The organism is Acinetobacter proteolyticus, from assembly GCF_000367945.1.
Taxonomy (GTDB): Bacteria; Pseudomonadota; Gammaproteobacteria; order Pseudomonadales; family Moraxellaceae; genus Acinetobacter; species Acinetobacter proteolyticus.
Window position 1 is genome coordinate 259,021 of sequence record NZ_KB849178.1, and the last position, 26,526, is coordinate 285,546.

A 26,526-nucleotide genomic window follows, 5' to 3' on the forward strand; every position below is an offset into this window, starting at 1 on the left:
GATCATGTCCACTTTAACCCTATTTTATGGCGTTCCTTCTGGTTGTTCATTTGGTTCAATTGTTGCACTGGAATGGTCTGGCCTGTCTTATCAATTATGCAGAATCGAAATGCCCGCTGAGAGCGATACAGAAGCTTATCACCGCATCAACCCATTAGCTGAAACGCCAGCACTGCTGGACAGCAATGGTCAGGTGATTACGGAAAGTATGGCGATCCTGAATCATATCATGGCAATAAGCCCAAATAGCTCTTTCCATTATCCACAAGCAACCACCCAATTTAACCAGTTTAATCAACAACTGGCTTTTTTAAACACCACCCTTTTCAATGCCTTTAGCCCACTGTGGTATAGCCTTGAACATGCCTCGTCTACCGATTCCATCCAAGCCTTGCGTGACTATGGCACTGCACAAGTCGAAAAAGCGTTTACTGCTTTAGAACGCACCTTAAGTCATCAAACATGGTTAATGGGTGATCACATTTCTTTTGTGGATGGCTACTATGCAGGTATCGCCCGTTGGCTTAAGTATCACGATGTGATTGATATTAAAAATTTCCCCAACTGCCAACGTCTTCATCAGCAGTTACAGGATCAGGCTGCGGTGCAATTTGCTCATGCGATTGAACAGCAACAACTCACTCAGAGTTCTGGCAATTTTCTAGGTCATGTTTCACTTGAACAGGTTCTTCAAATACATCCACATTTGAAATAAGCTTTTGCAAGCAATACAAAGGCTTCATCCTAAAGAGAAGATAGGTTGTAGTAGCTCAACTAAGTGCTTGTCTCGAATCAAAATGACCTCAATCACTATATTGAGGTCATTTTTTATCGCTATAATGAAATCAGCATAAAACTTGCATAACATTCTAATGATCATGTTGAGAATATAAATCGCTATGTCTAATTCAAGAGAAAAACTTGAAGGTTTACCTCGCCTACTTGATCGCTTTGGTCACTACGCGGTTGAAGCCTTTCATTATTTAGCCCTATTTATTATCGGTTGTATGATTGCATGGTCAGCCGTACATACCGTGATTGAAATTCTGACCGTAAAACAGTACGCCACCATTGATGATATCTTGCTGCTGTTTATCTATTTAGAATTAGGCGCCATGGTGGGGATTTATTTCAAGACCAATCACATGCCAGTGCGCTTTTTGATTTATGTCGCGATTACCGCACTCACCCGTCTATTGATTGCCGATATTCAGCACAACCATAAAGCCTCTATGGATTTGGTGATTACAACAGGTTCGATCTTGATTTTAGCGGTGGCGATTTTGGTGGTCCGATTTGCTTCATGGAACTATCCTTCTGTGATTCGGGGCAAGGATCAAGAACAACAATTGCCTTCCAACAAAACACCTCGACCACAAGATGACGAACTGGCATAAATAAAAAAGCAGGCGGATGGCCTGCTTTTTTATTGCATCTATTATGCAACTCGGAAAACACGATATTTCGAGTCCACCAACACATATTTACCTTGTACCTGCATCCAGTTATAACCGCGAGGTGGTTCATATAAACGATGGGTCCGATAGTTAGAAACCACATAGCGGTTACTACGGAATTCTGAGGGTAGGCGCTCGCCACGCTTGAAATTAATACGTTGACCATAATGATTACCACGGTCGCCATTCGACCAGCGTGGCTGTTCACGATGATCGTAACGGTGGTCATAACGATCATAGCGGTTATCGTAGCGATCTTTATGATCATGATTCCAACGATTTGAATCTGCCATGGCTGAGGCAGAAACACCCAACATAAGCGTTGATACCAGTAATACGGCTGTCTTTTTCATTGTTTGATCCTCTGTTTTTCGATCTGAAATCAGATTAAGAAAAACTCAAGGAGAAAGCATGAATAAAACCCACGACATTGCAAAGCTTTGTAATGAATAGCGAGAAATTATGGAGAATCCTCGAGAGATTAAATTTTAAAAAACCATCAAAAATCAGCGAATAATCTCAATAGTAAAATTATCATCGGTCACTAAAAAATAACGTCCATCCACGACGACCCAATGTCTGCCACGTGGTGGTTCACGTAAGGAATAATAATCCCAGTCCCGAACCACATAACGTTCGCTACGGAACTCACCTGGTAATTCATTGCCCACGACGAAAGACTCTCGGCGATAGCTACCGTCATATTGTGTGTCTGGATAATATTCGACACGAACACCCGGTCGATGATTCGGATGAGGATAGTAATTATTTTGATTGGGTTGATAGTAGTAACCTTTCGGTGGCGCTGTCGGTGTATAACGCTGATTCGAAAAAGCGAATGGATCTTGTGCGGGCGGCTGATAGGTAGGTGAAGTCTGATGAGAGGAGCGACGTTCTACCCCACTATAGCCACTCCAAGCATTGTCCGCATAGCTCAGCACTGGGAGATAGCTCAATACAGCTGCTAAGCCATAAATATAAGGTTGAAATTGCTTCATCGTGATCTCCCTAAAAGCAGAGTATTTATCTATTTTAGAATAAAAAATAAGCACAACTGTTGTAATAATATTTTTTCAGATTAGCTGTTGAATTCCCAAGATAAACAGCAGCGAGCTACAGCTCCGCCGAGATATGCTAAAATCACTTTTTTGGTTTTAAGGCAACATCAGTGGCTGAAATGAATTTTGATCGTCTCTATCAATTCTTCTGTAAAGTGCCAAGCGTGCAAGAAGCGCGTATTGTTGCACATGGTGCAGATGGTCAACACGCATGGTGGTTTAAATTTAATATTGATGTTGAACATCCGTTGGCATGGCAAACCGTTCAAGAACTTGGGCATGTACTCAATTATTTATCCACCAATGAGCGTTTACCGACTCAGTTCTTCCCAGTGTCTCCGCCACCGTATATGAACGGCGAAGCCAAAGATTTTTTGGCTTGGGTGATTCAGTGTAATCATCCAGAATTCACTCCAGATGTGGTTTGTGACTGGCTAGAAGCCCGCTTACCGAATCCTGTCGAAGATGAAACTCAGTGGAAAATCAAAACAGATTTAAGTGAACTGGAGCAGATGGCTGATAAGGATTTAGACCAGTTGATCCCACCAAGCCCTTAATTTTTATTGATGATATATTTCTTTCAACAAGCTGAATCGCAAATAAATGTCCACATTCAGCTTGTTGAGCTAACTGTCCAAATCAGGATAGGTCGTAACCCAAATATTCTTGTGGTGATTCCGAATAAGGTAAAATCAGATAATTGTTTTTAAAAATCAGGTCTTTCATTGCCTTTTGATGAGATGAATCTAAAGGATAAATCAAAGCAATATCCTGAATTAAATCATCCATCTTTTCGGCTTTAAAATCTGCTGTTTTGATCCACCCTAACAAAGCCGCCCCAAGCCCAATAAACTCAAAACCATAATGCTGGATTTTCTGAATCAGCGCATAGTTCTCGAAGGGATCAAAATCACAGGAAAAATAGCCGTTCGGCAGCATCACCAATTTCAACGCTTCAGTTTCAATATTAGCCACTTTAACTTCGATAACACTGTCCAGTGAAATCAATAAATGTTGATTGAAATAAAGTAATGCATCTAAGTCATTCTCATCGTAATGCTGCATTTTTTCAGCAAGGCTTTCAAAACGCTGCTGCTGTTCTGGATCATTCAACTGTTGAAGATAATGCTGCAATTGCTTTGGAACACACACATTTTGATAGGTTTTCTCCCACCGTGGATCATCGACTTCAATCCCCTTGAGATCGTCACTAAAATCAACATACAAGCGCTCATCCTCGACCGCATGCATCGAGGTATATTTTGCTTGTGCGGCATCATCCAAAACCAGAAACACTTTTTTAGGATAAACATCTTGTTTAAGGGAGCGATAACATTCTAAGAGTTCTGCCCAACTTTGAATTTCAACAATATCGGCATAATGATTAAATTGATGTACCTCTAAATCAATCTGCTCATCCTGTCTAATATTCAGTTTAATTTTCGCCATTGCGTAGAACCCGAGTTATGCCCAATTAAAACGTCGATAAGCCCGACCATTCCATAAAACGATAGATCCAGTATTTTATTTTTGACTCATCGGCATATTTTGCATAATCCACCGTGATTTGACGACCGTTTGCATTGGTCCATGCTGCATCAAAGTATTGCCCTGCATCTTTAAACACAGGTGCTTGCGCTGCACCAATCACGCGCATGTCGGTTTCAAGATTATAATTTTTTAAATTACGTGCCGTTAAATTGGCAGACCCCAGAATGATCTCCGCTTGCTGGGCGTTTGATTTAAGCAGCATTTTGCTATGACACTGTTCGCCACGCGTATCACACCAACGGATTGGGATACCGACTGCATTCAATTCCGAAGCGACTTGACGATTAGGGATGCCATTCTTTTTCAGACCAAACGCATCTTTATTCGGGTCAAGCATAATGCGAATATTGACACCACGTTGCTGCGCCTGCTTGAGTGCATCAATGATATTACGCTCTGATAAATAGAACATTGCCATATCTAAATGCTCTTTGCTCTTGGCCGTCTCAATCATTTTCAGAACGGCGTCATAAATGGCTTTTTCAGTCAGGACTTGTACTTGTGGCAATGTTTTATCTTCAGCCAGTCCACCCATAATGACAAATGGACTAGAACCATCAGACATATTGGCCACAGCTTGCTCGGTTTGCAACACATCAATCGCGGTTGGCCCATCCACCACCAAGGCCACATTGCTATGATGTGAACTACCATCATGTGGATTGGCCGAAGTTACTAAGCTTTTCCATCCGTCAACCGTATCAACCACCAAGGTTTTACGATGATTGGCTTTGAAGTTGAAAAGTTCTAAATAACTACGTAAGGTAATTTTATCATTGCCAAACGGACTACTTAACCAGCCACCTTCAGGATTATTGCCCAAGTTCTGACAACAGATATACCAAAAACCTGACCACAATGGATTCGAAGCACGCAATGGCTTTAAATCAGTTTCGATGACATCCACACCTGCTTGGCGTAGTTGTAGATAATGCTTTGGCGTTAACCCACCATAAACCGAATTAATCGGATCGGTAATCACTACAACTTCAACATTTGGATGCAAACGACGCTTCACGATTAAGGCATCGGTTAGCTCTTGCATCAAAGGAAACTGTTTGACGGTCGACTTACCCACTTCCTGATTAAACAGGAACATATCCAGCACAATGGTGCTTTGTGCTTGATCAATCAACTGAAACACTTCTTTGAAGATATGCTGGTCCACTTGTTGTTGACCTTGCGTATCGATATAAGTCTGATCGGCTAAGAATTTCACATTGGCATGACGTAATTGCCCAGTAAAATCCAATCCCTTTGGGAGTGGTTTTACGGTGTGATAGATTGCCGAAGCAATGTATCCAATCGCAAAAATACACAAGATGACTGCCATGTAACGTCGACCTGACCAGTTTAATTTTTGATGAATTCGTTGGAAGATACGCATATAAACAAAAAAAGCCCTAGCCGAATAAAAATCTCCCCAGCCCTCTTTATCAAAGAGGGGGAACTTTATGTAGGCTAGAGCTTATGCTTTGATTTTTCAATGCTAATTTGGTGATCATTTAAAAAATCAAAAATTAAATTTTCACTTAGAAGTTAAAATTCACCCCAACTGTGAAATTACGTCCCACTTGCGGAATCGTTGATAAGAATGAGGCATGTTGGTACACCTGATCATCGAGCAAATTATTGGCATTCAGATAAATACGATAATCTGTAGCCTTACTATATTTACCTGTGTATGCCACACCTAAATTCAGCATGTTATAGCTTTGGGTATCGGTCTCATAAGCCGCAATCTTGTCTTGCTGGAACACATGATAATATTCAGCTGAGCCGCTAAAGCCATCGCCAAAGTCAGCATTCACTTTAGTCCCTAGACGACCAGCCGGAACCCGTGGTGCATTTTCATTGTCGATTTTGCCACGGACATAGTCACCAAATACACCGACTTTATACATGTCCGAGATTTGATAACCCGCCTCCGCTTCGGCACCATAGAAACGCGCCTGATCCTGGGTATATTGCACCAAACGGAAATCTTTATAACGGTCTAGAGTTTGCGCATAGATATAGTCATCAAACCAGTTGTGGTAGACATGCACATGATAATCAAACTTGTCATTGTCATAATGGAAACCAAGCTCCACATTATTCGACTTCTCTTTCGTCAGTTGGTCACTACCCAATTCATAAGTATTGGTCGCGAAATGTCCACCATTGGCATACAGTTCTTGCGCCAGCGGTAAGCGCTCTTGATGCGAGGCAACCAAAGAAAGTTTATAGTCTGGTGCAAACTCCCAGTTGGCAGCACCCGAAACAGAAAAGGCTGAACCATCGAAATCTTTTTTACTGGAATCTTCAATATCAATTTTTTGTTGGTCAGCACGTGCTGCCACTTCAACATGGACATCATTAAACTGTGCATGTTCTAAGGCAAAAATACTCCACTTCTTGGTGGTGTTTGGCTCCAAGAAAGCTTCTTCACCCGTGAGTTCTATTTTTTGTTGACCATATTGCGTTCCAATTACCCCTTCCCATGGTCCAATTGGATTATGTACCAACTCTAAACGACCATCATAACCTTTGTTTTTAAAGCGAGTCGCAATGGTATCTTCTTCAATTTCATCATGCTTATAATCGGTATAACTCGCTTGTGCACGTAACTTTTTAAAACCTGCAAAGGGATCATTCAATTCGGTACGAACATCATAACGCTCAGATTTCAGATCAATCCAAGGGCCTGCCTCATGTGCATGATCGTGATCGTGATCGTGATCGTGATCGTGATCGTCATGATCATCGCCATCTTCGTGATCATGGTCGCCACAATGTAAATGAGGACGTCCTGAAAGATGAGCACTACAGCTCTCGTATTCATGGCTATGTCCAGGTAGACCATACTTATCTTGGCGATTGCTATATGAAATTCCCGTAAAACCGCGATCATAAATCCAAGACAAACCCACATTCACCGTTTCACCTTTGGCAAAAGTATTGCCGACCCGACGTTCACGTTCACCTTCATGCACATAGTTCGGTGCGATATAGTCATTGGCTTCACGATTCAAGCCTTCAACACGCAAGGCCACTTGATCCCCAAGAGCAACAGTGACTCCTGCTGTTGCCAGTTTTTCATCACTCCCCGTGTTGTAACGTAAACCGACATTCCCCTCATAACCATTTTCAGGCATTTTGGTTGGAATCTTACTATCCGTCACATTCACCAAACCACCTACTGTACCAGCACCAAATAATAAGGTGGATGGACCACGAATCACTTCAACTTGCTGAGCCAAAGCGGGATCTACAGTTACGGCATGATCTGGCGATAAAGTCGATACATCAATATTTTCAGAAGAGTTTTGCAAGACCTTTACGCGTGGTCCATCTTGCCCACGAATCACAGGCCGGCTTGAACCCGCACCGAATTGATTGGAATAGATCCCCGGTTCACTGCTCAATGCTTCCCCAATAGTGACAGCCCCTTGCTGTAAGCGTTTTTGCTCGACTACGGTATCGGCAACGGCAAAATCTTTCGATGTTTGCTCTAGTGGATGTGCTTTAATTCGTATTGTCTCTAAGCTCGTCACCTGCTCATTTTCTGCAGCAAATGTCGGTAAAGAGACAATAGCTAAAATAGATAAGCTCAAAATATTCTGTGGAAATGACATATCGTGTCTCGAATCAGTCGATCGTTATTTTTGTTATATTATAACATTTCATTTATTTTGCAATAAAAAACAGTGCAACAAAGAACATTTGCTACACGACTTTTCCATGATTCAATGAAAGACCTTCAGCATCCGAGAAACGTTATCCCCTAGATCAACCCAATTTTTGATAAAAAAACCGACCCTATCTCTCGATATGTCGGCTAAATTCCTGTCAAATAAAAGTTTACTCTTTATTTTTCAAAATGATAAAACTCATCAAACTGGCTGTTATGAAGAAGAATATATAGGTGACGTGAGGAAAGAATAAATAATATTCGGTTAACCCGCTCAAAAGAAATGAAAGTACAAATAAAAAACCAGCAAGTGCCAAATTCCTAATTAATTCATTTCTGCTAAAAAATTGAGAGAAGAAAAATATCAATGGTGTAAACAATGAAATAATGAGTCCGATCAAACCGATCAAGCCATTGGCAGCGAGTTCCTGAAAGAAAATATTATGCTTATGTTGAAAACAAATCGGTAAAATACCTTGTTCTGCTAGATGGCAGTGTTCTTTTTCAACACCATAAACACCCACCCCTATAACAGGCTGTTGTTTAAATAGTTCAATTGCATTGTGCCACATCACCAATCTAGAACCTGTACTGTTATTATAACTATGATTTTCAATATGAGCCTTATCATTTTGAAAATCATCAAAACGATTAAATACAGGTGAGTTTGGAATAACAGCATTAACAATCAAAAATATTAAAAGCAGTGCCCCACTAAACAGCAACTTTCTCTTCTGAGTTTTATAATAAAACAAAGTTAAAAACACCAGTAAAAATGGTAAAACCAACCATGTTCCTCTAGAGCCATGAAGTATAAATACAAATAAAGTCAACAAACTTATAGTTGCTATTAAATAAGAATATTTAGATTTTAAACAAAAAGAAAAAACTAAAATTAAAATACTTAAAGAAACAAATACAATATCGTACGATATAATCGGATTATAAAAATCTGCCAGTAACCCACGGTGAAAATCTAGTTGAATCCCGACAATCCAACTATAGACCACTAAGAAGCCAATAATAATATATAAAACATTAAAAAAATGTTTGGTTTTAAAACCAAAATAATGATAGATCGTTGGTAAAAAGCAAAATGGAATTATCCAAAAATACTGATTAACAATATTCCTATATGTTCTAGAGGGGCCATCTTGTGGAATAACATCCAACCGATCAAAAAGATAATAACTTAAGCTAAAAGTAAAAAAACTAATCAGACAGAAAACCATCAAAGGTATATTCATGATTATTTTTTTATTTTTGACAAAAATATAGGCAAACATTAACGTATAGATGATTGAAACATACCAAACTCTAAATTTCTCATTAAAAATATAATAAAAAAATAGAATCAATATCATCAAAGAGAGGAGTTTTGCAACTTTATTCTCACCTAAAAAATTTAAATTATACCCCATTACAAAAATTAAACCTCATTAACATCTGCAAACTGATTAATCATCCAAATAGACCAAAATCTCTTGCATTATTTAAGCAAAAACACACTTACAATACAACATTGCGAAAAACCAGACATGTTCGTCAGCCTATTTACAAATCTGATTATTTATTTACTGTTCTTTCGGGTAAGATTTTATTAACTATATTGCTTTTTTAATTATGCCTTTCACCCTTTCTCATGCAGTCCTTGCCCCTCCCTTATCCAAATTAAGCAAAGGCCATTTACCACTTGCAGCATTAGCAATTGGCTGTATGACACCAGATCTCTATCGATTGTTCACACAAGAAAATATTAATTTAACCCACCAATGGGCAGGTCTTTTATTTCCAAACCTTCCAATTGGATTGTTTTTTTGTCTGCTTTGGTATCTGATCTATCGCCCCGTAATTTATCGCATTCTCGGGATTCAACATCCCTTAAACCTCCATTCATTTGATCATGCCTTGTCTTTTCTTTTCATGAATTGCCTAGGCATTAGCATCGGTATTGCAACGCATTTAATCTGGGATGGACTCACCCATCTTGATTTTCGAACGTTTGCTTTTAAAGAGATACTGGCTCAGAACATTTCATTGTTAGGTTTTCATTATCCATTACATTTTGTCTTGCAGATTGGTTCCTCCATTATTGCTTTACCGTTCCTAATGAAAATGTGCTGGCACTATTATAAAACGCATCAACATCATCATCCCGTTCCGTCCAGACTCAAAGGATTTGCACTCATCAGCATGATCCTTTCCATCTTCTATGGCCTGTTCTCAGTGTTTGACTATAACCGTCATATCAGTGCTGATCTCTGGAACAGTGAACGCTATTTTTTTATTGGCAAATCGATTAATGAGTTTACCCAAGCTGGCTTAACGGTCTTCACCATGGCTTGTCTATTATTCTTATTTTGGGATCGGACAGAGCGTCTAAAATCATTTTGACAAAAAGCGTCTGTTTAAAATTCGCTTGAAAACATTAAGACTTGAGACTATACGTTCAACAAGGCATAATCTCCCCTTCATTGGTGGTGCGCTGTTTACGCATTCACCTTCTACAGCCAATATAGTTTGGATACATAATTCAATATGATGCGCACTCATTACTGTGGCTCTTTAACAGAAGCCCAAATCGATCAAACTGTGACTTTATGCGGATGGGTTCACCGTCGCCGTGACCATGGCGGTGTGATTTTCCTTGATATGCGTGACCGTGATGGTCTCGTACAGGTAGTCATCGATCCAGATACCCCTGAAGCTTTCGCAACCGCAGATAAAGCACGTTCAGAATTTGTATTAAAAATTACAGGTCGTGTTCGTCGTCGCTATGAAGGTACTGAAAATGCCAATATGGTGAGTGGTCAGATTGAAGTTTTAGGTAAAGAGATCGAAGTTCTTGCAGCTTCTGATACTCCGCCATTCCCATTGAATGACGAAAACACCAATATTTCAGAAGAAATTCGTTTGAAATATCGTTTCTTGGACATCCGTCGTCCTGAAATGTTAGAGCGTTTACGCTTCCGTTCTAAAGTAACTAACTTGATCCGTAACTATTTTGAAGATCATGGTTTCTTAGACGTTGAAACACCAATTTTAACACGTGCAACCCCAGAAGGTGCACGTGACTATTTAGTACCAAGCCGTGTTTCAAATGGTAGCTTCTATGCACTTCCACAATCTCCACAATTGTTCAAACAGTTGTTGATGGTGGGTGGTATCGACCGTTATTACCAAATTGCGAAATGTTTCCGTGACGAAGATTTACGTGCGGATCGTCAGCCTGAATTTACCCAAATTGACGTTGAAACATCGTTCATGAGTGACGATGACATCATGGATTTAATGGAAGGCTTAACGGTTAAAATGTTCAATGAATTATTGAATGTAAAATTCGATAAGTTTGAACGTATGACTTATGCCGACGCAATGCGTGACTATGCATCTGACAAACCAGATATGCGTATTCCATTGAAATTGGTTGACGTTGCAGACTTAATGCAAGACGTAGAGTTCAAAGTATTCGCTGGCCCTGCAAAAGATCCTAAAGGCCGTATCGTTGCCTTACGTGTACCAGGTGCGGGTTCATTGCCACGTAGTGCAATCGACGAATACACTAAATTCGTCGGCATCTATGGTGCAAAAGGCTTGGCTTATATCAAAGTCAACGAACTTGAAAAAGGCATCGAAGGTCTTCAATCTCCAATCGTTAAATTCATCGAGCCAATCGTACTTGATTTATTAAAACGTGTTGGCGCTGAAAATGGCGATATCGTGTTCTTTGGAGCGGATAAAGCTAAAGTTGTAAATGATGCGATGGGCGCACTTCGTGTGAAAATCGGTCATGACTTGAAGCTGACTACTTGCGAGTGGGCACCACTTTGGGTGGTTGACTTCCCAATGTTTGAAGAAACTGATGATGGTAAATGGACCTCTGTTCACCACCCATTCACACTACCAAAATCAAGTGTTGAAGAAGTGAAGAGCAATCCAGGTGAAGCCCTTTCTGTTGCATACGATATGGTACTGAATGGTACTGAAATCGGTGGTGGTTCACTTCGTATCTATACTTTAGAAATGCAAAAAGCAATTTTTGAAGCTTTAGGTATCGGTGAAGAAGAAGCAGAAGAGAAATTCAGCTTCTTATTGAATGCATTACGTTACGGTGCGCCTCCGCACGGTGGTTTGGCATTTGGTCTTGACCGTTTGATCATGCTGATGACTGGTGCATCTTCGATTCGTGATGTGATTGCATTCCCGAAAACCAAGACAGCTGAATGTCCATTGACTCAAGCACCAGCGCCAGTTGAAGCAAATCAATTGCGCGACTTAGGTATTCGTTTACGCGAAAAGCCAAAAGCTGAAGAAAAATAAACCATAGGTTTATGATTTAAATAAAACCCTGCTCTATGCAGGGTTTTTTATATCCATACAATCCCTCTCCTTTTAGGAGATGAGGAACGATTATAGTTCCGCAAGGGAAAGGTAAAATAAGGATTTATACTTTGCGAACAAGTCTGCTAGTGGCATAATAGGCTGCTTTTTATTGAGAGATCCGTCTTATGGCAATGCGTCCTGATGTACGTCGACATGCAATTGTACTTATTGTATTTTCACTTGCTCAATGGTTTTTCATGCGTTACATCTTGGCAAATGAACTCTTCAATATGAATACCAATCAACGTATTTTATACTTCTGTGTAAGTAGCTTAGCGGGTGCCTTACTGATCTTTGTTGCATTAATTTATATGGTGCTTAAAGGCAACGTCGATAAACAAGATTAAAAGCATGTCGTTTTATCCTACACTTCTTCGTATTCTCCCTTTAGCATTTTTGCGCAGTATCGCAAAAGTGGCGGCATACTTTATCAATCAAAACCCGAATAAAAGTATGCTGTGGAAAACCAGAGTCAACTTAGGTCTAGCCTATCCTCAACTTAGTCTGGAACAAAAAGAACTGCTGGCACGTGAAAGTGTGACCAAGCAATGTCTCAGTTATATTGAATCTGGTAAATGTTGGGCAATGCCACCTGAATGGAGTATTCAGCAGATTCATACGGTGCATCAGTTAGAGGTATTAACAAATGCGCTCAGCGATCCAAGAGGTGCACTGATTATTACCCCTCATTTGGGCACATGGGAAATGATGAATGCATGGGTACACCAATACGGTATTCCGACCATCATGTACAAACCCATGAAGGATTCTGGCTTTAATGCTTTTGCCTTGCATGCCCGTCAGCGTCTTAACGCCACTTTAGTCCCAACTGATGCATCTGGTGTAAAAGCCTTGTTTAAAAATCTAAAGCAAGGCGGTTTTAGCGTCATTTTACCCGATCATGTTCCAGATCCTTCTGGAGGTGTTGTGGTTCCTTTTTTCGGAATTCCATGTTTAACCAGTACACTCGCCAGTAAAATGGCACAAAAAACCCAATGTCGCTTAGTCGGCTTAAGTTGTTTCCGTCGTGAAGACGGTGAAGGTTTTGATGTGTATTGTGATGATCTGAATGATCCACAGCTCTATGATCGAGATATTGAAGTTGCCACAACTGCACTCAATCATGCCGTTGAACAGATGATTAACCGCTTCCCTGCTGAATATATGTGGGGCTACAAACGCTTTAGAGGTGGAAAATCTGAATCTGCTTACAAATGAGTATGGGTTTCAAGCGTATTAAAACTATTTAAACTTCACTGTCCGATAAGCTGAAAGGTCCTTAAGTTTCAAAATTTGCAAAAACAATCTTAAAATCTCTTTTTTGATTTTGAAAAATACAGTCATTTGCTGCTTTTGTTGAAGTCTTGCTAGTTTTTCGGCCTGATGCCGAACCGCACGATCTTCTTCGAGATGACTTCCAAAATTATGATATTTATGATTTAGATAAAAATCTTGAGCGCAAATTGCAGGCGTCATTTGGTAAGCTTTATACTTCCCTTTTTTAACATTCCGACCAAACAGAATATGATCTACAGGTACCAATTCTGGCATATTTGCAATCAGTTCAAGATAATGCTCAGCCGCTGCTTTTGATAAAATATAACCCGCCCCACCCAAATGCATCCCTTTAAGATGATATAAGCTTCTTCCATTTTTTGATAATTTTAAGAAAAAAGACAGATCGGCTTTTTTATCAAAAGCTTCTAGTTTAATAATGTGAACATCGTTTGGTATCCATGCAAAGTTATTGAAAAAACTTTGTATATTCTCACCTAAATACACATCATCTTCAAAAATTGCCATATAGTCTAAGTCGAGATCAACAATCTTTTTCCACAACATGATATGGCTTAACAAACATGCAACTTCCCCCTTGGTCAAGTCCCCTCGTCGAGCCAAGTCAACCCCTACGCTATTGGCTGCATCTTCAGATGTAACTGGCGTAATTGCATCATAAAAGCTGAAATTAACTGAATATTTTTTAAATTCTGAATCAATATGCTGTCTTCGCTCAATCGCAGAATCTAAACTAATAACAAAAACATTCACTTAGGAAACCATCATATATGAGAATCAGTATCAGAATTATACAATCAAAATATATAAAACAAACTGCAAGGAGGTATTTACACTGTAAGCTAAAATCAATAATCCTAAACTAAAAAAGACTATAGTTTAATGTTTATCAGTCACCATAAATTTTAGTTTAGTTTTATAAGGAAATTCTTTCAATTGAGTCAAAAAGCGATTGAGCTCACGAAATAACTTTTGTAATCCTTTCGCTTTAACTTTCTGTTTATCACGCCATTGAAGTGTGGTTTTAAACTTTTGATTTTGTGGATTTAATAAATAGTCCTGCATACAAAGTGCTGGGTTTAATTGATAAATCCCAAGCTTTCCTTCTGCGATATATTTTCTGAAAACGATTTGATCAACATGATCCAACACAGGTTGTTTCTTCATGTATTCAAGCAACGCTATAGCCCCCTTATAAGAGAGAATATAACCTGCTGCTCCGAGATGGGCTTTTTTCAATCGTCTCAAAAGAAAATCTTTATGATCAAAAATTTGGGTTTTATCTAAATCCAAGATGACACTGGTGTAAGATTTTTCGACCTTCACAATATCAACGTTCAACCAATCTGATTGCTTTAAGAATAGCTCAGCATCGTCTCCCAAATGGACATCATCTTCAAAAATTGCAATTGCTGGCATTTTTTCATCAACAGCTTTTTGCCATAAAGAAACATGACTTAATAAACAAGCCAATTCATTTCGACTTAAATCACCTTGACGAAGTGGAAGGCCAATCTTTTCAGCTTGAAAATCAATCTGAGCAGGCTCGATGGCATTAAAGAAATGAAATGAAACTCCCTTTTTCCCAAACTGTTCTTCGATATGTGTTCTACGATCAGTTGCAGACTTTAGACTGATAACAAAGGTTTTCACTTATATGTTACCCGACGAGCAAAAAATATAATCTTTAATTGAGTGCTAATGCGAAGCAATTCTAAAAGAATCTTTTGCAGACCATTCGCTTTATTGGCTCTCATCCTCTTTTTTCTTTCTGGAGTAAGCTGGCTTTTAAGCTGAATATTGGCAGATCGGTAATGCAATATGGTATCTTGAATACAAAGTGCTGGCTGCATTTGAAACATTTTAAAATTTTGATTTTTAACAATATATTCAAACATAAGATTATCTAAAGGAATAATGTAATCAATTTTCTCAATTTCATTTAATAAAAATCTTGCACCTTGTTGAGACAGGATATAACCTGCTGTGCCCAAGTTTTTTCCAGTGAGTTTATAGATTTCTCTTCCTTCTTGCAGAAATTCTTTGTACTTGGCTCCCAATATCACTTTAGGAGTAAATGCTTCTAACTTGATCAGATGCCAATCTGATTCGATCCAGTCAGATTGATTAAGGAATCTATTTGCATTCTCGCCTAAATGAATATCATCTTCAAAAATTGCCATGTATGGAATATTGTCATCGACAATCTTCTTCCATAAGTGCACGTGACTCATAAAACAGGCAAGTTCACCTTTGGCAATGTAGTTTTCATGCACACTGAGCCCCATAGTTTGCGCATCAAATGCAGCAACATCAGGGGTAATGGCATCGAAGAAACTAAACTCAATTCCCTGTCTCTCAAATTGAGATGAAATATGATTACGGCGCTCGATTGCGCTAGAGAGACTGACAACAAACTTTTTCATATCGGGATAGGAGTAATTCATACAGATTAGGCAACATACCTACAGGCGCTAAGAATACTTGTTTTTGATTATGATGTACATTATTTCAAGCTTGCTTGACTGTTACCTAAGCTAAGCTATTGTAAGTAATGGATAACCATCAATATTTCAAAAATAGTTATTTTTTTCGTCTAAGGGCTAACACTTTAGAAGATTACAAAAATAAAAAAAAGTCGCAATAAATCAAATAAAATCAAACTCATAACTTGAGTCGAAAAATCCTTGTTTTTTCAGAATAAAAAACAAAGACAACAAATTGCTGACAAGAAGATAAATTTCCAAGCAGTATCCACATGAAAAACTGGCCCAAACTGTCTAGCCCAATTCAAATCCAAAGATAAGACAGGCTGGCAACTCCACACAAAGATACCAACGCAGATTTCAATTCAAAAATGATGTTTATTGTAATTCCCCAAGGAAAATTGCAATGAAAACTTCTTAAACAATGATAAGGTCCAGATGAAATATCTAGTTTTAAGATATGGAAAAAGACCAATTTTAATATTCTTAGAGTGGCTTTTTTTTACTTTCAATGGCCTAAATATATGTAGAACCAATGACTGCAGTGGTGTTCTCCAAGTTAAACGCTTTAACTCGTTCAAGGTTGACTTTGGTTGTTTAATAAAATCGCGCAACGACGTCTTCATTGAAAATAGTGGTATGGAGCGATGATGTGAAACATCAACGGCCAACCGAACCTCTGTCATTTTTTCAATATCAATACAATTTGGATAGTCACAAAAGATATTTGTCCACGCAACAAGATCACCGCCTTCCAGATAAAGATTGGTTTGACCCAACATAGCTTTTATATCTGCAAAAAATGCTTCGGCTCCCTGAGCAATTTCAACATAGTTTTCCTTAATAAGACGTTCACTCTCACTCAGATTATCTTTATATATCGGCTGCCCCTGGATCGAAACACCATAAATTGGAAACTCAGGTGAACTTAAAAGCAATTCAACAAATTTCCAGTTTTTAGTAAATACATTTGAGTCTAAAGTATTTAAATTATTGGGAATAAATGTATCGAATGCATATTTTTTAGTGCGATACGGTAGTAACGTAGACCAATAAAAACCACTGATTGGACGCTGCAACACATCTTCCAACATTTTCTGAGAGGTGAACGCGACGGTCTTACTATCAATTATTCCGAGCTGTTCATCTTTGCCTATGACCGTATCAATATAATGATGATAATCAGCGTACATTTGCTTAGCATGTTGTTCAAAATGATGCTTATGTTGTTGAATAAAATGGTGATAATCACTGGCTTTGTTAAAAGATTGCCCTTCTGCTAGTGCCGCAATATCCACATATTTATGCGCATAAAAATCTACAATCGCTTTGGCACTCTCAATATTGTGCTTATTATAATCAAGTCGGTAAACCAGATTGAGTAGCCGTGGTGCATATACATAGCTTGTTTTAATTTCACCAACATGAAATTGTTGAAAAACCTTTTGCAGTAAATAGCCATCTCGAGCGACAAACAAAAGATGATCGAGCTTTTTTTCTAGGGCTGCTGTTTCTATCCATTTGCCATAGCCATAAGCGAGAGGGGCTGCATAGCTATAACCAATCTCTTGCCAATATGATGACTGCCCCTGTAGCAAAGACAGATTGAGCCATCTTATCGCCAACATTGCGACCAAAATACTCTTGCCTAAATTAAGTGTACCTTGTTCTGTAAATCGTTTTGCCCGTTCATCAACAGCTAAGAACTGCTGTGCAACCTGTTTATATAAAATTGCTTGGATACCCAGTTTCTTAGGTGTTCTATAATCCCCTTTCTTATTATCACCAATATGTACAATATCTTGTGCGCTTACCTTTAAATCAGAAAGAACCTGCTCAAATAATGTGCCTTTTTTCTTGGTTTTACCATAGTGACTAGACACATATAAATGTTCAAAAGCATGAAATTTATTATTAATTAGTAATTGCTTCAAACTCTCAAATGAGTGATACATGTCCGAAATGACAATGACTTTTTTATTGAGTTCAAGGGCATAATCCCAAAGTAGTTTCATTTCTGGATTTGGTTGTAAAACCCTAAATTCCCAATTTAATTCAATTTCTTTGGCACATTTAAACTCAGTCTCAATTTCATTATAAATATCGTCATAGCAAATCTCTTGTCGATCTGGATTTTTCTTTCTCGCTCTAAATTCAGCTTCTCTTCGAGCCAGAGCAAAACCTTCCAAACATTGATCAATTTCGATATGTAAGAATAAATCTCGTGGAGATAAATACGGACGTAATAGTAAAGTATCAAAAATATCAAAAGAGACAATCTCTGCTTGGGCAATTTTTCTTTTTGCCTTTTCAATAAATGTATTTATTATCATTACATTGCCTCACATAATCACTTTACAATATCACCAGAAGTAGAGAAATATTTCAAAAAAAACCCCTCTTTTTAGACTATAATTATGAATAAAACCTTAAAACTGGAAGCTAGTCATGTCTAACTCCACAATTAAAATTTTTGTTGGTTGCGACCCAAATAATTGCGACTTAGAACAAATGATGGTTCTGGACTATAGTGTCCGCAAGCATACCAAATATCCTGTTGAAATTGTATGGATGCAGCTTAGCCACGATCAAAATAGTCCATGGTATACCAATCAACAAACAGGTGAAGGCTGGCATACGGAACATTGGGCGACTCCTTTTTCAGGGTTTAGATGGGCAATTCCTGAGTCATGCAATTTCGAAGGTCGTGCCATTTATATGGATGCAGATGTCGTGGTGTTATGTGACATTGCAGAGCTATGGGCTCATCCTAAAAATGATGAGGCAATCGTGATTGCCAAAGGCGGTAAGAATTCAGCCAGACTGTGTACGTGTGTTTGGGATTGTGAGAAAGCCAAAGCATACCTTCCGTCATTAAAGGATATTCAAGCTGATCCTGAAAGTCATAAAAAGTTGATGCAGCTTTTAAAAGATAAACCTCAGTTAGTTCAACCCTACCAAGACTCCTATAATAATATTGATGGTGAAGGTCTGGCTGCTGATCAGATCAAAATCTTGCATTATTCAGATATGGGTACGCAATTCAGCCATAAATACTCCTTACCGCGACTAGAGGCTGAAGGGCAAAAACACTGGTTCGACGGTAAAATCATGCCGCATCCACGTGAAGATCTGACTGAACTGTTCGAGCAGTATTATCAAGAGGCCATTGCAGCAGGTTATCGCCCAGAAAATTATCGGATTGAGCCCTTTGGTGATTTTTCTAAAGCAACCCAAATTCATTATCGTGGCAACAAAGTAACTCGACCAGAAGATAAAAATTGGTTTGCTCGCTCTTTACATAGTCTAAAAGTCAAATTGAAAAAGAAAAGTTTTTCTTTAGACGACTAATATTAATCGAAACTAGATGGCTTAAATCAAGTTATCTAGTTTCATTCGTCTCAATGATTTTATAAATGAGTTTTTAAATGGTGCACTTCTTTTCAGATCGTATTTCTAGAAGTATTTATAAATTGATTTATAAGCTTTTCTTCCCTAAAGCAGCAAAACACAACCGTCGTTATTGGCCACTTTATAGCGTTGAGCGAGATTCACAAAATCGTATCGAGAAAATTTATTTTAAGAAAAAGCTGGTTTCCAATAATCTCATTCCATCACAAATTTCTCATAAAAAGTGCATGCTGGTGACGACAGGCCCTTCTATTCAACAACTAAATTCAGAAATTTTACATCAACACGATAGAGACTATATCGGTGTAAACGGTGCCATCGCATTGGATTCAATTTCATTTTCCAGTTATGTAATTATTGATCATAATTTTGTGGATTGCCGCTTTGATCTCGTCCAAAAAGTTTTGAATAGCGATTGCACATTTTACACCACGCCACGTTGCCTAGACCTGATTTTAAGACACGTTCGAATTGAAGATATTCATTGCCAGATCAAAACCATTGAAACAATTACCGATGGTCAAGTCGAAACCTTCTTAGATCAGGCCCAGCACTTCGATCAAAATGAAACAGACTTCTTTATTCACAAAAGTATGGGGTTTTCACTCGATGTCTACAAAGGGACTTTCGACTATTTCACCGTGGCTTATGTCGCTCTTCAGATTCTCTATACCTTAGGTTATAACGAAATTTATATCGCTGGTTTAGACATGAATAATTTTTCTCAGCCACGTTTTTATGAAAACATTGACGGACAGCAACCGACAACCTTAAATCATCATGTCGATGAAGTATTTCAGGCTTTTGATGCCGCAGCTGCTTTATTTGAACAAAAGCACATTCAAGTTTTCAATTTATCTCAAAACAGTGCAGTACAAGTCTTTAAAAAAATTGATCCCAACTCACTGCTTGAAACTTCAAAATGATGTTTTAAATATCAATCAATGACCCTTTTAGATACATGCCTTTTTCATAATAATGGCTTAGGGTTTTTCTTTCTTTGCCTGCAAGTTTGATCAGCCGCGGCATTTGTTGAGGTGGATAATTGATTGCCATATCGATCAGCACTTTTTCTTTCACCCATTGGTGCTTTACCTGAAAATACAGCGCATTTTTATCACAATTAATCAAACTCATACTGGGTAAATGACGACGCATCACTTTCTGACAAGCCACATACGCCACTAGATATTCCAGACGACCAATCTGTTGAAATAAGTCCAGATAATCAGGTTCTGTTTCTTTCAATTTTTGCAGATAGGCTTTGGGCGTCATTTCAATCGCTTTCGCCAGTTCATCAAACCATTCTTTAAAGAAAATATTTTTCTCTGCGCTAGCCAGTAACCAATTCTCTAATACGGGAAAATCTTTAAGCGTTGTATTCTTGGCACGATAATAGGCAAAGCTATTAGTCTGGGTCTTTTTAACCAACTCTTGAATCCAGTCTAGACTTTCATACACGATCGTACTAGCATCTAACCAGATCCCTCCATATTGATAAATCAACTCAAAACGTAGCAAATCGGCCTTTTGTTGCGGTGTTGCCTTTGGGAAATGACCAAAATCAATATCACAAAAGCTTTTTACTGTATCTGGCGTGAGAAAATGAACCTCATAGTCAGGATTGGTTTTTTTGACTTGCTCAACACATGTTTCGACAAAACCTGAAAGTGAGCCTTCCCAGTACATCCAGATTTTCTTTGGAATAAACGCATCAGAAATAGTCGGATTGAGTACAATCAAACCAGCATCGTTGTCTATGGCTTCGTTTACCCCTCTCTGTTTGTTCGAGTACATCGTATAAAACTTTAACAGATAGAATATTTTTTTAAATATTTTCATATTGGCAACTCAGCTAAAACCAAATCACTTTTGTGTTTCATTTCACGCCAGTGATTTGCATAGACCATTTACATTAAAAGAAAAGATGCTTAAAAGCATAAAAACGGTCACGCCACATTCGTTTCTGTTTCTTTAAACCATGAGACGAATCGCGCTTTTCCAAGTCTTTACGCTGAATACCCTGTGTTGCAACCGTACCCAAAATATCACTGTCTAAGCCTGCTGGTTTAACAAAAGGCTGCCAAACACCTAGGCCTTTTCCATTCTTGCTGAGCCAGCCTTGGAAAAAGATATCGACGGGCACATGAATGTTTTTACCTAATTTGACAAACTCTTCTGCCCCTTTACGAGACCAAAGCAACCCCACGCCACGAATGGGGAAATAATACGCATGCCAAAGGTTGTAATGATCCATCTGCACAATATCTTTGGCGAGTTTTTTCTTTTTCGCTGCCATATTCACCACATACCAATCCAGTTCTTTATGCTGATCTAGATACTTGAGCAGTGAATCAAGATTCTGCTTAAAATTGGGTAGAACCTGAATGTCATCTTCTAGCACCACCAAATAATCAGCATCGCTTTCAAGAAACTTTTCAGCGCAGCCATAGTGACTCAGATAACACCCTAATTCTGAATTGATCAAACTACGCCCTAAAATTCGTTGAGCCTCTGTATCATCGTACTGTTTGAACTCAGATAAGGCCTTGCCACGTCCATCATAGGCCGAAAAACGGGTAAATGGCCATTCCTGTTGCTGTAATTGTGCGGTCGCACTGGCTAGACGCTGATCACTGCCATCAAGGTTAATTAGATAAGTTTCAACTTTCATCATTTATCCTTTGGCCGTTTCAGCCAATAAAACTTTCGGGATATAGCCTGCCAATTTCTGATTTAAAGCTGTATAAATTTCTGCGGCTGCTGTATCACTCAATTGATCCAGACTTTGCATGCACCCATATTTAATCTGTTCATTACCCAAGCTTTGCAAGAAACTAGTTAAACCGCTTTCATTTTTCAAATAAGCAATTTCAAGATCAGGCTTCAACAAAGCCTCACCCTTTTGAATTTTCAAATGATTCATCAATGAAATCGGATTGATTTGTTCTACGCTGCGGAACTTATACTGAATCTGTTTTTCTAAAAACTTAGGATGAGCAAGTAGATAGTCTTGTAATATTTTACGGTCAACTGCATGCGGATAATGGTGAATTTCAAAAAACTTTTTAAAGCCAAGCATATCTGCCCCTAACATCTGCGCAATCATATGTTTAGGTTGTATCGGCTTGGAAAAATATTGATTTAAAATCTGACGATACCAAAGCTTGGCCTTGAGTACAAAACTACTTTGCCAATGCCCGTAAATCACCATTTTCTGATCAATCAGAATATCTTCTAATTGCGCTGGCGCATTAAAAAAGAAGTCATCATTCAAATAAAAAAAGTAATCAGACAAGCCCTGAATATTCCAAAGCATGGTTTCAATCGAACGCGTGTTGAAGGTCGGTAAGTATTGCTCATAACCCGCAAAGATTTCACGATGATCAACAATCCGAATTTTACCCGCCTCACAAATCCCATCTTTGACAAAATCATCAATCCATTGCGGTTGCTGACCATCCGTCACGATATAAATATGCCGACAAAAAGGGACATATTTTAGAATAGATGCAATGTTATAATAAATTTCATGGTTGCTCGCAAAACGAGTATCGCTGACCGCATCAGAAGCCTGAGTTTTGCCCTGATACTGCATACGCTTCTGTTTTAACTTCGGATCATTGCCATCCACCCAAGCAATCACCACATCAACCGGTTGCATCATTTCACTCATCAATTCACTCTTAAACGATCAGAAAGCACGAAAATACCGCCAAACAGGTTTAATCTAGGAGCATATGATAACATCACAGATCTGTTTCTCGTCAGTCTCTTTTCGTAATGGCAGACGCCTTGATCGGTCAATCATTTTATACAAATCAATATATTATAACTATTTAATTTTTAATATCACTGAGATGATCAGCCGATATACAATTTTACCCAGTTCAGTACCTTTATTAATCTCAGCTTAAGCCCTGACAATCCCTAACAAAATCAAACCTTTTGGAATCATTTCACGCCCAAAACCACCACATTTTTATTAGACGAATTTGGGTATTTTTATTATAATTACAGGTTACTTTGACGGAATTTAATTTTTTGACTGATGATTTATAATTACTTTGAGTATCAAGCAAAAATAATTAGAACTAAATTTGTCTCAGATAAAGCGTATCTGACTAAACGGTTTATCTGCAAATTAGGTTATACCCCTAATTTTTGCGCTCCCAAAAGCTTCAATGAAAAAGTTACTGCCCGAATGATTTTTGAGCGGAGCCCCCTATTCACAAAATTAGCAGATAAATGTGCAGTCAGACAGCTGGTTTCAGCAAAAGTCGGTGATGCCTATTTTGTTCCGTTGGTTGGCGTTTACAAATGTATTGATGAGATTGATTTTGACCAATTACCCAATCAATTTGTTTTAAAATGCACCCATGACAGTGGCAGCGCCATGGTCTGTCGTGATAAAAGCAAGTTTAGTGTCGAAGCCGCCACCGCTAAAATCAAGAATCATCTCAAAATGAACATGTATTTTAGAAAGCGTGAATGGCACTATAAAGATATTTGTCCTAAAGTACTGGTGGAACAGTACGTTGAGCTCTATGTGGATGCCGACAGCCAATCCACCATTACCACATGTCGTGTACACTGTTTTGAAGGCCGTCCAGAATATCTGGAAATTGATGTCCAAGATGCGCAAGGCAATGACTACTCAAACATGTATGATACACAATGGGCCTTACAACCATTTCGGGTCGACCTTAAAGAGAACTCACCTTCAGCTTTAGCTGCCCCGAAACAATTGCAAGAAATCATCCGACTGTCAGAAAAACTTTGCTTCTCGTATGGTTATAGCCGAGTAGATTTCTTATTATCGCAAGATCATGTGTATTTTAGTGAAATTACACTCACCCCCAATGCAGGACGAATGGTGATTACACCCGTAGAATGGGATTTAAAATTAGGGTCACTCTGGTTATCCTATTAACCGTCCATCATGTATGTCGAATCTGTTAGGTACTTATGAAAATAGCGATTGCTGGAACAGGATATGTTGGGTTGTCAAATGCAATGCTATTTGCACAACACCATGAAACCATTGCCCTGGATATCCTACAAACTAAAGTAGATTTACTGAACAACAAAGTATCACCGATTCAGGATCATGATATTTCACTTTTTTTACAAGAAAAGAAGCTCAATTTCACAGCGACTACAGATAAACAGCAGGCTTTTCAAAATGCTGATTTTATTATTATTGCCACTCCAACCGACTATGACCCTCAAACCAATTACTTTAATACGCAAAGTGTAGAAAGCGTGATTCAGGATGTATTGGCCATCAACCCCAATGCAACCATGATCGTCAAATCTACCGTTCCTGTAGGTTTCACCGAGCAAGTCAAAAATAAATACCAGACTGAAAATATTATTTTCTCGCCAGAGTTTTTACGTGAAGGTAAAGCCCTGCATGACAACCTCTACCCGTCGCGTATTATCGTTGGAGAGCAGTCTGAACGTGCCCAGCAATTTGCAGATTTACTGGTAGAAGGTGCGATCAAGCAGGATATTCCTGTTTTGCTGACGCATTCAACCGAAGCTGAAGCCATTAAGCTGTTTGCCAATACCTATTTGGCAATGCGGGTTGCCTTCTTCAATGAGCTGGATACCTATGCGCAAAGTTTTGGTTTAGATACCAAACAAGTGATTGACGGCGTCTGTCTAGACCCACGTATTGGCAGTCATTATAACAATCCATCTTTTGGCTACGGTGGCTATTGTCTACCGAAAGATACCAAACAGTTGTTGGCCAACTATAATAATGTGCCAAGCAATCTGATTAAAGCAATTGTGGATGCTAACCGCACCCGTAAAGATTTTATTGCGGATTCGATTCTGGCAAGAAACCCAAGCACGGTGGGCATCTATCGTCTGGTGATGAAAAGCGGCTCAGATAATTTCCGTGCCTCAGCCATTCAAGGCGTAATGAAGCGATTAAAAGCCAAAGGTCTGGAAATCATTATCTACGAACCCACCTTTCATGAAGACACCTTCTTTAAGTCTAAAGTCACTCAAGATTTAAATGAGTTCAAACAAGCTTGTGATGTGATTATTGCCAATCGCCTCTCCAATGAATTGCTAGATGTACAAGATAAAGTTTATACCCGAGATATTTTTGGAGGCGATGAATGAAAGTTCTAGTCACAGGTGCTGCTGGATTCATCGGCTTTAGTGTTGCAAAAAAACTGCTAGAACGCGGTGATGATGTGGTCGGTTTTGATAATTTTAATGATTATTATGATCCATCTTTGAAAGAAGCACGTGCTCAGCAATTACAATTACTGGCTGAGCGCAACGATACAGGTAGTTTCACTCTGATTCGTGACAATCTCGCCAATAAAGCAGTGGTGGATCAATGCTTCCAAGATCATCGTTTTGACCGTGTGATTCATTTGGCCGCACAGGCCGGTGTACGCTATTCACTTGAAAATCCACATAGCTATGTGGAGAGCAACCTGATTGCATTTACCAATATTTTGGAAGCCTGCCGTTACGCAGCTACACCCCACCTAACCTATGCTAGTACCAGTAGCGTCTATGGCGCCAACACCACCATGCCTTTTAGCGAACAACACGGTGTAGATCATCCACTGCAATTTTACGCCGCAACCAAACGCGCCAATGAATTAATGGCACATAGCTATAGCCATTTATTTAAATTACCAACTACAGGGTTACGTTTCTTTACCGTCTATGGGCCGTGGACACGTCCAGATATGGCACTGTTCAAATTCACCAAGAATATTTTTGAAGGCAAACCAATTCCTGTATTTAATCATGGCAATCACACCCGTGACTTCACCTATATCGACGATATTGTTGAAGGGATTATCCGTACTAGCGACAAGATTGCGACCCCGGATGAGACTTGGGACAGCAATACTCCAAATCCATCCACCAGCAATGCCCCATTTAGAATTTTCAATATTGGCAATAACCGCACGGTCAAACTGATTGAATATATTCAGGCCATTGAAAAAGCAGCAGGCAAGGAAGCGATTTTAGATCTTCTTCCTCTGCAGCCAGGTGACGTACCAGATACCTTTGCCGATAGCTCTGCGCTAGAAAACTATGTGGATTATAAACCAGCGACTTCGGTAGTCGATGGCGTGAAAAACTTTGTTGATTGGTATCGCCAATATCACAATATTTAATAACTCTTAAAGCAAAAAAATCAGGCATTCCGCCTGATTTTTTATTTTATC

The 26,526-nt window shown here is 38.9% G+C and carries 25 protein-coding genes; 12 read left to right on the plus strand and 13 right to left on the minus strand.

All coding sequences use genetic code 11. The annotated features are described in order from the left end of the window. The first annotated feature begins 4 nt into the window (after nucleotides 1-4). Both F993_RS17260 and F993_RS17255 read left to right on the plus strand, forming a co-directional pair. Entirely contained in the window at nucleotides 5-715 is a 711-nt protein-coding gene (locus F993_RS17260; RefSeq protein WP_004652443.1) for a glutathione S-transferase family protein, read from the plus strand. A gap of 184 nt (nucleotides 716-899) precedes the next feature. After that, complete coding sequence (locus F993_RS17255; RefSeq protein ID WP_004652444.1) at nucleotides 900-1,397, plus strand: phosphate-starvation-inducible protein PsiE; 498 nt, start codon at nucleotides 900-902, stop codon at nucleotides 1,395-1,397. A gap of 41 nt (nucleotides 1,398-1,438) precedes the next feature. Here F993_RS17255 and F993_RS17250 read toward each other — a convergent pair whose 3' ends face one another. After that, complete coding sequence (locus F993_RS17250; protein WP_004652446.1) at nucleotides 1,439-1,810, minus strand: RcnB family protein; 372 nt, start codon at nucleotides 1,808-1,810, stop codon at nucleotides 1,439-1,441. Nucleotides 1,811-1,963: 153 nt separating this feature from the next. Next, nucleotides 1,964-2,455, minus strand: a complete 492-nt coding sequence (locus tag F993_RS17245; protein ID WP_004652447.1) for an RcnB family protein — start codon at nucleotides 2,453-2,455, stop codon at nucleotides 1,964-1,966. A 179-nt stretch (nucleotides 2,456-2,634) separates the two neighbouring features. Here F993_RS17245 and F993_RS17240 point away from each other — a divergent pair, with 179 nt between their 5' ends. Further along, nucleotides 2,635-3,072 carry a hypothetical protein gene (locus F993_RS17240; protein ID WP_004652448.1) on the plus strand — a complete coding sequence of 146 codons (438 nt, stop codon included), beginning with the start codon at nucleotides 2,635-2,637 and terminating at the stop codon, nucleotides 3,070-3,072. 82 nt (nucleotides 3,073-3,154) lie between these two features. On the opposite strand, the gene F993_RS17235 is transcribed toward F993_RS17240, so the two are convergent. The 4 genes from F993_RS17235 to F993_RS17220 form a co-directional block, all read right to left on the minus strand. Then, nucleotides 3,155-3,964 carry a hypothetical protein gene (locus tag F993_RS17235; protein WP_004652449.1) on the minus strand — a complete coding sequence of 270 codons (810 nt, stop codon included), beginning with the start codon at nucleotides 3,962-3,964 and terminating at the stop codon, nucleotides 3,155-3,157. Nucleotides 3,965-3,989: 25 nt separating this feature from the next. After that, a complete protein-coding gene (locus tag F993_RS17230) occupies nucleotides 3,990-5,453 on the minus strand; it encodes a phospholipase D family protein (RefSeq protein WP_171065988.1) in 1,464 nt (487 codons plus the stop codon). A 145-nt stretch (nucleotides 5,454-5,598) separates the two neighbouring features. Beyond that, entirely contained in the window at nucleotides 5,599-7,683 is a 2,085-nt protein-coding gene (gene znuD / locus F993_RS17225; protein WP_004652451.1) for a zinc piracy TonB-dependent receptor ZnuD, read from the minus strand. A gap of 226 nt (nucleotides 7,684-7,909) precedes the next feature. Further along, nucleotides 7,910-9,160 (minus strand): O-antigen ligase family protein, encoded by a 1,251-nt coding sequence (locus F993_RS17220; RefSeq protein ID WP_004652452.1) that lies wholly within the window; start codon nucleotides 9,158-9,160, stop codon nucleotides 7,910-7,912. A gap of 202 nt (nucleotides 9,161-9,362) precedes the next feature. Here F993_RS17220 and F993_RS17215 point away from each other — a divergent pair, with 202 nt between their 5' ends. The 4 genes from F993_RS17215 (at nucleotide 9,363) to F993_RS17200 (ending at nucleotide 13,340) form a co-directional block, all read left to right on the plus strand. Then, nucleotides 9,363-10,133: a DUF4184 family protein gene (locus F993_RS17215; protein ID WP_004652453.1), complete on the plus strand. Its 771-nt coding sequence runs from the start codon at nucleotides 9,363-9,365 to the stop codon at nucleotides 10,131-10,133. Nucleotides 10,134-10,277: 144 nt separating this feature from the next. After that, complete coding sequence (gene aspS, locus F993_RS17210; protein WP_004652455.1) at nucleotides 10,278-12,059, plus strand: aspartate--tRNA ligase; 1,782 nt, start codon at nucleotides 10,278-10,280, stop codon at nucleotides 12,057-12,059. Between the two features lie 188 nt (nucleotides 12,060-12,247). Beyond that, nucleotides 12,248-12,469 (plus strand): hypothetical protein, encoded by a 222-nt coding sequence (locus F993_RS17205; RefSeq protein WP_004652456.1) that lies wholly within the window; start codon nucleotides 12,248-12,250, stop codon nucleotides 12,467-12,469. Nucleotides 12,470-12,473: 4 nt separating this feature from the next. Next, the gene (locus F993_RS17200) at nucleotides 12,474-13,340 is read left to right on the plus strand and encodes a lysophospholipid acyltransferase family protein (RefSeq protein ID WP_004652457.1); all 867 of its coding nucleotides are present in this window, start codon (nucleotides 12,474-12,476) and stop codon (nucleotides 13,338-13,340) included. A 24-nt stretch (nucleotides 13,341-13,364) separates the two neighbouring features. Here the strand turns inward: F993_RS17200 and F993_RS17195 are convergent, their stop codons facing one another. From F993_RS17195 to F993_RS17180, 4 genes are all read right to left on the minus strand, one after another. Beyond that, on the minus strand, nucleotides 13,365-14,171 hold the full coding sequence (locus F993_RS17195; protein WP_004652458.1) for a glycosyltransferase family 25 protein: 807 nt from the start codon (nucleotides 14,169-14,171) through the stop codon (nucleotides 13,365-13,367). Between the two features lie 126 nt (nucleotides 14,172-14,297). Continuing rightward, nucleotides 14,298-15,071 (minus strand): glycosyltransferase family 25 protein, encoded by a 774-nt coding sequence (locus F993_RS17190; RefSeq protein ID WP_004652459.1) that lies wholly within the window; start codon nucleotides 15,069-15,071, stop codon nucleotides 14,298-14,300. After that, a complete protein-coding gene (locus F993_RS17185) occupies nucleotides 15,068-15,865 on the minus strand; it encodes a glycosyltransferase family 25 protein (protein WP_004652461.1) in 798 nt (265 codons plus the stop codon). The genes F993_RS17190 and F993_RS17185 overlap by 4 nt, the downstream gene beginning before the upstream one ends. Before the next feature lie 404 nt (nucleotides 15,866-16,269). Next, the gene (locus F993_RS17180; protein WP_004652462.1) at nucleotides 16,270-18,237 is read right to left on the minus strand and encodes an HAD family hydrolase; all 1,968 of its coding nucleotides are present in this window, start codon (nucleotides 18,235-18,237) and stop codon (nucleotides 16,270-16,272) included. Between the two features lie 115 nt (nucleotides 18,238-18,352). Between F993_RS17180 and F993_RS17175 the strand changes: the two genes are divergently transcribed. Both F993_RS17175 and F993_RS17170 read left to right on the plus strand, forming a co-directional pair. Beyond that, the gene (locus F993_RS17175; protein ID WP_004652463.1) at nucleotides 18,353-19,255 is read left to right on the plus strand and encodes a glycosyltransferase family protein; all 903 of its coding nucleotides are present in this window, start codon (nucleotides 18,353-18,355) and stop codon (nucleotides 19,253-19,255) included. A 77-nt stretch (nucleotides 19,256-19,332) separates the two neighbouring features. Continuing rightward, a complete protein-coding gene (locus F993_RS17170; RefSeq protein WP_004652464.1) occupies nucleotides 19,333-20,241 on the plus strand; it encodes a hypothetical protein in 909 nt (302 codons plus the stop codon). Nucleotides 20,242-20,245: 4 nt separating this feature from the next. Here the strand turns inward: F993_RS17170 and F993_RS17165 are convergent, their stop codons facing one another. The 3 genes from F993_RS17165 to F993_RS17155 form a co-directional block, all read right to left on the minus strand. Then, on the minus strand, nucleotides 20,246-21,157 hold the full coding sequence (locus tag F993_RS17165; protein ID WP_004652465.1) for a glycosyltransferase family 32 protein: 912 nt from the start codon (nucleotides 21,155-21,157) through the stop codon (nucleotides 20,246-20,248). Between the two features lie 73 nt (nucleotides 21,158-21,230). Further along, on the minus strand, nucleotides 21,231-21,989 hold the full coding sequence (locus tag F993_RS17160) for a glycosyltransferase family 25 protein (protein WP_004652466.1): 759 nt from the start codon (nucleotides 21,987-21,989) through the stop codon (nucleotides 21,231-21,233). A gap of 3 nt (nucleotides 21,990-21,992) precedes the next feature. Beyond that, nucleotides 21,993-22,991 carry a Stealth CR1 domain-containing protein gene (locus F993_RS17155; protein ID WP_004652467.1) on the minus strand — a complete coding sequence of 333 codons (999 nt, stop codon included), beginning with the start codon at nucleotides 22,989-22,991 and terminating at the stop codon, nucleotides 21,993-21,995. A gap of 375 nt (nucleotides 22,992-23,366) precedes the next feature. Here F993_RS17155 and F993_RS17150 point away from each other — a divergent pair, with 375 nt between their 5' ends. From F993_RS17150 to F993_RS17140, 3 genes are read left to right on the plus strand one after another with little or no spacing between them, the layout of a single operon-like run. Then, a complete protein-coding gene (locus F993_RS17150) occupies nucleotides 23,367-24,248 on the plus strand; it encodes an ATP-grasp fold amidoligase family protein (protein WP_004652468.1) in 882 nt (293 codons plus the stop codon). 35 nt (nucleotides 24,249-24,283) lie between these two features. Then, entirely contained in the window at nucleotides 24,284-25,453 is a 1,170-nt protein-coding gene (locus F993_RS17145) for a nucleotide sugar dehydrogenase (protein ID WP_004652469.1), read from the plus strand. Then, complete coding sequence (locus F993_RS17140; protein ID WP_004652471.1) at nucleotides 25,450-26,475, plus strand: NAD-dependent epimerase; 1,026 nt, start codon at nucleotides 25,450-25,452, stop codon at nucleotides 26,473-26,475. Before F993_RS17145 ends, F993_RS17140 begins: the two co-directional genes overlap by 4 nt. Nucleotides 26,476-26,526: the final 51 nt, after the last annotated feature.

Excerpts from the sequence above, each read along its gene's own strand:
- F993_RS17215 (WP_004652453.1), top strand. The coding sequence starts at position 9,363 with ATGCCTTTCACCCTTTCTCATGCAGTCCTTGCCCCTCCCTTATCCAAA.
- F993_RS17185 (WP_004652461.1), bottom strand. The coding sequence starts at position 15,865 with ATGAATTACTCCTATCCCGATATGAAAAAGTTTGTTGTCAGTCTCTCT.
- F993_RS17245 (WP_004652447.1), bottom strand. The coding sequence starts at position 2,455 with ATGAAGCAATTTCAACCTTATATTTATGGCTTAGCAGCTGTATTGAGC.
- F993_RS17205 (WP_004652456.1), top strand. The coding sequence starts at position 12,248 with ATGGCAATGCGTCCTGATGTACGTCGACATGCAATTGTACTTATTGTA.
- F993_RS17165 (WP_004652465.1), bottom strand. The coding sequence starts at position 21,157 with ATGAAAATATTTAAAAAAATATTCTATCTGTTAAAGTTTTATACGATG.
- F993_RS17200 (WP_004652457.1), top strand. The coding sequence starts at position 12,474 with ATGTCGTTTTATCCTACACTTCTTCGTATTCTCCCTTTAGCATTTTTG.
- aspS (WP_004652455.1), top strand. The coding sequence starts at position 10,278 with ATGATGCGCACTCATTACTGTGGCTCTTTAACAGAAGCCCAAATCGAT.
- F993_RS17250 (WP_004652446.1), bottom strand. The coding sequence starts at position 1,810 with ATGAAAAAGACAGCCGTATTACTGGTATCAACGCTTATGTTGGGTGTT.
- F993_RS17170 (WP_004652464.1), top strand. The coding sequence starts at position 19,333 with ATGGTGCACTTCTTTTCAGATCGTATTTCTAGAAGTATTTATAAATTG.
- F993_RS17150 (WP_004652468.1), top strand. The coding sequence starts at position 23,367 with ATGATTTATAATTACTTTGAGTATCAAGCAAAAATAATTAGAACTAAA.
- F993_RS17175 (WP_004652463.1), top strand. The coding sequence starts at position 18,353 with ATGTCTAACTCCACAATTAAAATTTTTGTTGGTTGCGACCCAAATAAT.
- F993_RS17260 (WP_004652443.1), top strand. The coding sequence starts at position 5 with ATGTCCACTTTAACCCTATTTTATGGCGTTCCTTCTGGTTGTTCATTT.
- F993_RS17160 (WP_004652466.1), bottom strand. The coding sequence starts at position 21,989 with ATGAAAGTTGAAACTTATCTAATTAACCTTGATGGCAGTGATCAGCGT.
- F993_RS17255 (WP_004652444.1), top strand. The coding sequence starts at position 900 with ATGTCTAATTCAAGAGAAAAACTTGAAGGTTTACCTCGCCTACTTGAT.
- F993_RS17220 (WP_004652452.1), bottom strand. The coding sequence starts at position 9,160 with ATGGGGTATAATTTAAATTTTTTAGGTGAGAATAAAGTTGCAAAACTC.
- F993_RS17235 (WP_004652449.1), bottom strand. The coding sequence starts at position 3,964 with ATGGCGAAAATTAAACTGAATATTAGACAGGATGAGCAGATTGATTTA.
- F993_RS17230 (WP_171065988.1), bottom strand. The coding sequence starts at position 5,453 with ATGCGTATCTTCCAACGAATTCATCAAAAATTAAACTGGTCAGGTCGA.
- F993_RS17140 (WP_004652471.1), top strand. The coding sequence starts at position 25,450 with ATGAAAGTTCTAGTCACAGGTGCTGCTGGATTCATCGGCTTTAGTGTT.
- F993_RS17240 (WP_004652448.1), top strand. The coding sequence starts at position 2,635 with ATGAATTTTGATCGTCTCTATCAATTCTTCTGTAAAGTGCCAAGCGTG.
- znuD (WP_004652451.1), bottom strand. The coding sequence starts at position 7,683 with ATGTCATTTCCACAGAATATTTTGAGCTTATCTATTTTAGCTATTGTC.
- F993_RS17145 (WP_004652469.1), top strand. The coding sequence starts at position 24,284 with ATGAAAATAGCGATTGCTGGAACAGGATATGTTGGGTTGTCAAATGCA.
- F993_RS17155 (WP_004652467.1), bottom strand. The coding sequence starts at position 22,991 with ATGAGTGAAATGATGCAACCGGTTGATGTGGTGATTGCTTGGGTGGAT.
- F993_RS17180 (WP_004652462.1), bottom strand. The coding sequence starts at position 18,237 with ATGATAATAAATACATTTATTGAAAAGGCAAAAAGAAAAATTGCCCAA.